This window comes from Streptococcus sp. ST14, from assembly GCF_046098195.1.
Lineage (GTDB): Bacteria > Bacillota > Bacilli > Lactobacillales > Streptococcaceae > Streptococcus.
In genome coordinates, this window is sequence record NZ_JBJUSF010000018.1 from 39,510 (window position 1) to 46,123 (window position 6,614).

Annotated in this window: 7 protein-coding genes; 6 read left to right on the plus strand and 1 reads right to left on the minus strand. The window is 41.3% G+C overall.

What is annotated here, in order from left to right; all coding sequences use genetic code 11:
* Window positions 1-30: 30 nt before the first annotated feature.
* On the minus strand, window positions 31-1,923 hold the full coding sequence (gene pepO / locus ACIY19_RS06980) for an endopeptidase PepO (RefSeq protein WP_409003042.1): 1,893 nt from the start codon (window positions 1,921-1,923) through the stop codon (window positions 31-33).
* A 176-nt stretch (window positions 1,924-2,099) separates the two neighbouring features.
* On the opposite strand from pepO, the gene ACIY19_RS06985 reads away from it, so the two are divergent.
* From ACIY19_RS06985 to ACIY19_RS07010, 6 genes are all read left to right on the plus strand, one after another.
* Window positions 2,100-2,822: a metal ABC transporter ATP-binding protein gene (locus tag ACIY19_RS06985; RefSeq protein ID WP_409003043.1), complete on the plus strand. Its 723-nt coding sequence runs from the start codon at window positions 2,100-2,102 to the stop codon at window positions 2,820-2,822.
* The gene (locus ACIY19_RS06990; protein WP_004263061.1) at window positions 2,819-3,667 is read left to right on the plus strand and encodes a metal ABC transporter permease; all 849 of its coding nucleotides are present in this window, start codon (window positions 2,819-2,821) and stop codon (window positions 3,665-3,667) included. Before ACIY19_RS06985 ends, ACIY19_RS06990 begins: the two co-directional genes overlap by 4 nt.
* 34 nt (window positions 3,668-3,701) lie before the next feature.
* The gene (gene psaA, locus ACIY19_RS06995) at window positions 3,702-4,631 is read left to right on the plus strand and encodes a metal ABC transporter substrate-binding lipoprotein/adhesin PsaA (protein WP_409003044.1); all 930 of its coding nucleotides are present in this window, start codon (window positions 3,702-3,704) and stop codon (window positions 4,629-4,631) included.
* A gap of 122 nt (window positions 4,632-4,753) precedes the next feature.
* Window positions 4,754-5,248, plus strand: coding sequence for a thiol peroxidase (gene tpx, locus ACIY19_RS07000; protein WP_409003045.1), 495 nt, complete (start codon window positions 4,754-4,756; stop codon window positions 5,246-5,248).
* 83 nt (window positions 5,249-5,331) lie between these two features.
* The gene (locus tag ACIY19_RS07005) at window positions 5,332-5,982 is read left to right on the plus strand and encodes a metal-dependent transcriptional regulator (protein ID WP_049538620.1); all 651 of its coding nucleotides are present in this window, start codon (window positions 5,332-5,334) and stop codon (window positions 5,980-5,982) included.
* Window positions 5,983-6,089: 107 nt separating this feature from the next.
* The gene (locus ACIY19_RS07010; RefSeq protein ID WP_409003046.1) at window positions 6,090-6,506 is read left to right on the plus strand and encodes a hypothetical protein; all 417 of its coding nucleotides are present in this window, start codon (window positions 6,090-6,092) and stop codon (window positions 6,504-6,506) included.
* The last annotated feature ends 108 nt before the right edge of the window (window positions 6,507-6,614 follow it).

Here is a 6,614-nt window from a genome sequence, read left to right on the forward strand (position 1 = left end):
AACCAAGGAAGAAAATCCTTGGTTTTTGTCTTACCAAATAATCACACGATCCTCTGGTGAACGCCACATACCGTCGCCTTCTTTGACATCATAAGTTGTAAAGAAGTCATCGAAGTTTGGTACTTGGACATTGACACGGAGTTTAGCAGGCGCGTGCACATCGACACTGGCCATGAGTTTCATCAACTCCGGACGGCCTTTCATACGCCAGATACGAGCAAAGTTGTGGAAGAATTCTTCAGCAGAGAAGTCTGGCTCTCTCTTAGCAGCTTCAAGGGCTGCAGCAATTCCTCCAAGGTCAGCAACGTTTTCTGAAACTGTCAACTTACCATTTATAGTGGCACCATAAGATTCTTGACCATCAAACTGGTCGATAACTTTCTGAGTTTTTTCCTTAAAGGCAGTATAGTCACTCTCTGTCCACCAATCCTTGAGGCTACCATTTTCATCAAAGGAAGCTCCATTTGTATCAAAGGCATGAGAAATTTCGTGAGCGATAACTGCTCCGATACCACCATAGTTGGCTGAAGATGACTGATGCAAGTCATAGAATGGAGCCTGTAAAATGGCAGCTGGGAAAACAATCAAGTTCTTCTGAGGATTGTAGTAGGCATTAACCATGTGTGCTGGCATGCCCCACTCCTTGTAGTCAACTGGCTGGTTCCACTTGCTCCAGCTGTGCTTGATTTCCACACGCGCAAAGGCTAGGGCATTCTCAAAGAGACTGGCAGTTTCGTCCACTACCTTGTCCTTGTAGCGGGCTGGCAATTCCTCTGGATAACCGATATAAGGCTTGATGACATTGAGTTTGACAATAGCCTTATCACGCGTTTCAGGAGTGAGCCAGTCATTCTTAGCCAAACGTTCCTTATAAACATCAATCATAGTCGCCACTTTTTTCTCTACGTCTGCCTTAGCTTCTGGGGAGAATTTTTCATGCGCATACCAGAGACCAAGGGCTTGCTTAAAGGGACCTTGGGCCAAGTGATAGGCTGCCTTGACCTTGTCTTTGGCTTCTGGAACTCCAGATAGCGCACGGCTATAAGCACCTGACAAGACACGGATTTCTTCTGTTAAATAGCTGGTTGAGAGATTAACAACACTTAAAATTAAGGTTGCCTTGAGGAGAGGCCAAGCTTCTTCACTATAGAATTGGTCTGCGGCTTGCCAGAAACGTTCCTCGTCTACGATAACCTTGTCTGGTACTTGTCCAAGAACAGCTTGGAAGAAGTCATCCAAAGGTAGGGCAGGCGCAAATTTCTTGAAATCTTCATAAGTATATGGATGGTAAAGTTTAGCATACTCTGAACTTTCTTCATTAGAAAGCACTACTGACGCCACTCGACGGTCCAATTCTAGTCTTTTCTCTAACAAGTCTTCAATTTCTTCATCAGAGAAATCATAAGCCTTGAGGAGATTTGCGCTAGTTTCTTTCCAAAGAGTCAAGAGCTCTTCGCGCTGAGGATGTTCTTCTGCATAGTAGGTCGTATCTGGCAGGATCGTGCTTGGAGCGCTAGCCCATAGAACATTGATTCTGGCATCCATAAAGTCTGGCGATATACCAAAAGGAAGAAAGTTTGGTTTGCCAGCAAGCTCAAACTCTGCTAGTTTGGCAGTGAAATCTGCAAAAGTCTCCAATTCTTGGAATTCTTTAAGGAGTGGTAAGACAGGTTTGATACCGTCAGCTTCTCTCTTGTCAAAATCACGAACTAGGCGGTGGTATTTGACAAAGTTTGCCAAGATAGCATCCTCAGGCACCTCTTCACCTGCCAACCACTTGTCTGTTGTCGCCAGCATCAGGTCTTCAATTTCCTGATCTAAATCAACAAAACCTCCCGTTTGAGACTTATCTGCTGGAATTTCAGCTGTTTTCTGCCATTCTCCATTGATTGCATCATAAAAATCATCTTGATAACGTGTCATCTTGTTCTCGCTTTCATTTGTACTTGTTTTTAGCTTAACAAAAATTACCTAGGAATGCAATTAAAAATAAACGGATGTTTCCTATTGTTTTTCAGTTATTATTTTAATTTTTTCAAAAATTAACTTGACTTAATTTTTTTTTAATGTATATTAAGAGACAGGAGGAATACAAGTTTATGATACGTATCGAAAACCTCAGTGTCTCCTACAAAGAAACGTTGGCACTTAAGGATATTTCACTAGTGCTCCATGGACCAACAATTACCGGCATCATTGGTCCAAACGGCGCTGGGAAATCAACACTATTAAAAGGTATGTTGGGAATTATCCCACATCAAGGTCAGGCATTTCTCGATGACAAGGAAGTTAAAAAATCCTTACACCGAATTGCCTATGTCGAACAAAAAATCAATATCGACTACAACTTTCCCATCAAGGTCAAGGAATGCGTCTCGCTAGGACTCCTTCCTTCTATCCCTCTCTTTCGCAGTTTAAAGGCTAAACATTGGAAGAAAGTGAAAGAAGCCCTTGAAATCGTCGGTCTAGCTGACTACGCTGAACGGCAAATCAGTCAACTGTCTGGAGGTCAATTCCAGCGGGTCTTGATTGCCAGATGTTTGGTTCAGGAAGCAGACTATATCCTCTTGGATGAACCCTTTGTTGGGATTGATTCTGTCAGTGAGGAAATCATCATGAATACGCTGAGAGATTTGAAAAAAGCTGGAAAGACGGTTCTCATCGTCCACCACGACCTCAGCAAGGTTCCCCACTACTTCGATCAAGTCTTGCTTGTCAATCGAGAAGTGATTGCCTTTGGTCCAACCAAAGAAACCTTTACCGAAGCCAATCTCAAAGAAGCTTACGGTAATCGACTCTTTTTCAATGGAGGTGACCTATGATTGCAGAATTTATCGATGGATTGCAAAAATTCCATTTCTTACAAAATGCCTTGATAACAGCCATTGTCGTCGGGATCGTAGCTGGAGCTGTGGGATGTTTCATCATCCTACGCGGGATGTCACTCATGGGAGATGCCATTTCACATGCTGTATTACCAGGTGTAGCCCTCTCCTTTATCTTGGGCCTTGACTTCTTTATCGGAGCCATTGTCTTTGGACTGCTAGCTGCCATCATCATTACCTACATCAAGGGAAACTCGATTATCAAAAGCGATACCGCCATCGGCATTACCTTTTCTTCTTTCTTAGCCCTCGGTATCATCTTGATTAGTGTCGCTAAAAGTTCAACTGACCTTTTCCATATCCTTTTTGGTAATATCCTGGCCGTCCAAGATACGGATATGTTTATTACTATGGGTGTGGGAGCAGTCATTCTCTTGTTAATCTGGATTTTCTTCAAGCAACTCTTGATAACTTCCTTTGATGAACTCTTGGCTAAAGCCATGGGAATGCCTGTCAATTTCTATCACTACCTTCTCATGGTACTCTTGACTCTCGTGTCTGTGACAGCCATGCAAAGTGTCGGAACTATCCTGATTGTAGCCATGCTGATTACCCCAGCCGCAACTGCTTATCTGTATGCTAATAGCCTGAAAAGTATGATTTTCCTTTCCTCAACCTTTGGAGCTACTGCTTCAGTTTTGGGACTCTTTATCGGCTATAGCTTTAACGTTGCGGCAGGTTCTAGTATCGTGCTTACAGCTGCTAGTTTCTTTCTCATTAGCTTCTTTATCGCTCCCAAACAACGATATTTGAAACTAAAAAATAAACATTTGTTAAAATAAGGGGCAAAGCCCCAATAATAAATTGGAGGATCTAATGAAAAAATTAGGTACATTACTCGTTCTCTTTCTTTCCGTCATTGCTCTTGTAGCATGTGCTAGCGGAAAAAAAGATACAGCTTCTGGTCAAAAACTAAAAGTTGTTGCTACAAATTCAATCATCGCTGATATTACTAAAAATATTGCTGGTGACAAGATTGATCTTCACAGTATCGTTCCGATTGGACAAGACCCACACGAATACGAACCACTCCCTGAAGATGTTAAGAAAACTTCTGAGGCTGACCTCATTTTCTATAACGGTATCAACCTTGAAACAGGTGGCAATGCCTGGTTTACAAAATTGGTAGAAAATGCCAAGAAAACTGAAAACAAAGACTACTTTGCAGTCAGTGAAGGGGTTGAAGTCATCTACCTTGAAGGAAAAAATGAAAAAGGTAAAGAAGACCCACACGCTTGGCTCAACCTTGAAAATGGGATTATCTTTGCTAAAAATATCGCCAAACAATTGAGCGCCAAAGACCCTAACAACAAAGAATTCTATGAAAAAAATCTCAAAGAATATACTGATAAGTTAGACAAACTTGATAAAGAAAGTAAGGATAAATTTAATAACATCCCTGCTGAAAAGAAACTCATTGTAACCAGCGAAGGAGCATTCAAATACTTCTCTAAAGCCTATGGTGTCCCAAGTGCTTACATCTGGGAAATCAATACTGAAGAAGAAGGAACACCTGAACAAATCAAGACCTTGGTTGAAAAACTTCGCCAAACAAAAGTTCCATCCCTCTTTGTTGAATCAAGTGTCGATGACCGTCCAATGAAAACTGTTTCACAAGACACAAATATCCCAATTTACGCGCAAATCTTTACTGACTCAATCGCTGAAGAAGGCAAAGAAGGCGACAGCTACTACAACATGATGAAATACAACCTTGACAAGATTGCTGAAGGATTGGCAAAATAAGCCTCTGAAAAACGTCATTCTCATATGAGCTGGCGTTTTTTCTATGCCCACATTTCCGGTCAAATCATTGGAAAATTTCGACTGTTTCAGCTACAATGGAAGAAAAAAGATTGGAGTATCCTATGGTAACTTTTCTCGGAAATCCTGTGAGCTTTACAGGTAAACAACTACAAGTCGGAGACAAGGCGCTTGATTTTTCTCTTACTACAACAGATCTTTCTAAAAAATCTCTGGCTGATTTTGATGGCAAGAAAAAAGTCTTGAGTGTCGTTCCTTCTATCGATACAGGCATCTGCTCAACTCAAACACGTCGTTTTAATGAAGAATTGGCTGGACTGGACAACACGGTCGTATTGACTGTTTCAATGGACCTACCTTTTGCTCAAAAACGTTGGTGCGGTGCTGAAGGCCTTGACAATGCCATTATGCTTTCAGACTACTTTGACCATTCTTTCGGGCACGATTATGCCCTCTTGATCAACGAATGGCACCTATTAGCACGCGCAGTCTTTGTCCTCGATACTGACAATACGATTCGCTACGTTGAATACGTGGATAATATCAATTCTGAGCCAAACTTCGAAGCCGCAATTGCCGCCGTTAAAGAGTTGGACTAAAATCACAAGCATTATGACAGAAAGCTAGAGAAATCTAGCTTTTTTTGGTATACTAGATGGAGAGAATATACAAGAGGAAACGAATGACTCCAAATAAAGAAGATTATTTAAAATGTATTTATGAAATCGGTACGGACATGCAAAAAATCACCAACAAAGAAATTGCTGCCCGTATGCAGGTCTCTCCGCCTGCTGTAACAGAGATGATCAAACGCATGAAAAGTGAAAATCTCATCCTCAAGGATAAGGAGAACGGCTATCTATTGACAGATATTGGCCTCAAACTGGTCTCTGAGCTCTATCGTAAACACCGTTTGATTGAAGTCTTTCTAGTTCACCATCTAGACTATACTAGCGATCAAATCCACGAAGAAGCTGAGGTCCTAGAGCACACTGTCTCTGACCTATTTGTAAAGAGACTGGATAAACTGCTTGGTTTCCCTCAAACCTGCCCCCACGGCGGAACCATACCTGCTGAGGGAGAACTCTTGGTTGAAATCAATAACCTGCCACTAGCAGCCGTCCAGGAAGCTGGAACCTATCTCCTGACTCGGGTTCATGATAGCTTTGAACTACTCAAATATCTAGAAAAGCACGCAATTCATATCGGTGACCAACTCCAAGTCAAGCAGTTTGATGGCTTTTCCAATAGCTTTACTCTGGTCAACAAAGACGAAGACCTCCAAGTTAGTATGGATATCGCCAAACAACTCTATGTCGAAAAAATCAACTAACCCCTTATTCCTGAAAGAAATTCCTTTTAGGGATTTTTTATTATGTTAGTTGCAACTCCCATTCGTTTGGTGTAAAATGAAGTTAGATAAAAGAGGGAGGTCTTCCTATGAAAAAGCTCTTTAGAATCCATTTTGCAGCTATTGCAGTCAGCGATTTGCTACTACTATTTACATTTTTTTACACCAAATCCGAGACATCTTTGGACTGGCTCCTACTCTCTGGATTCATTTTAATCCTTGCTCAGGGATTACTGCTATTTCGCTTGGTTTTCCGACTCAAGCATCATTTCCCTGAGATTTATCCTCAAATCAATAAAAAGATTCGCTTCTACTATTTAGGAGTTCTCACCATTGACTTTCTATTATTTGTCCTTTTAGCCCTCACTAGTTCTCAGCGATTTTCCTCTCTTATGCCAATCGTCACCTCTTGCCATTCTACTTTTTATTATCTGACGGCTAGCCACCTAAGAGAAAACTATCCAGACTTTTACGACAAACATATCTCTTTCTGGGATTGTTTCTAAACAAAAACCAAGCCAGTTGGGCTTGGTTTTCTGGCTCTATAATATTTGTAGTGGGTAAATCCCTTATAGATATTATGGAGCCTATTTTGTTGTAGAAAAAAAGTCCCA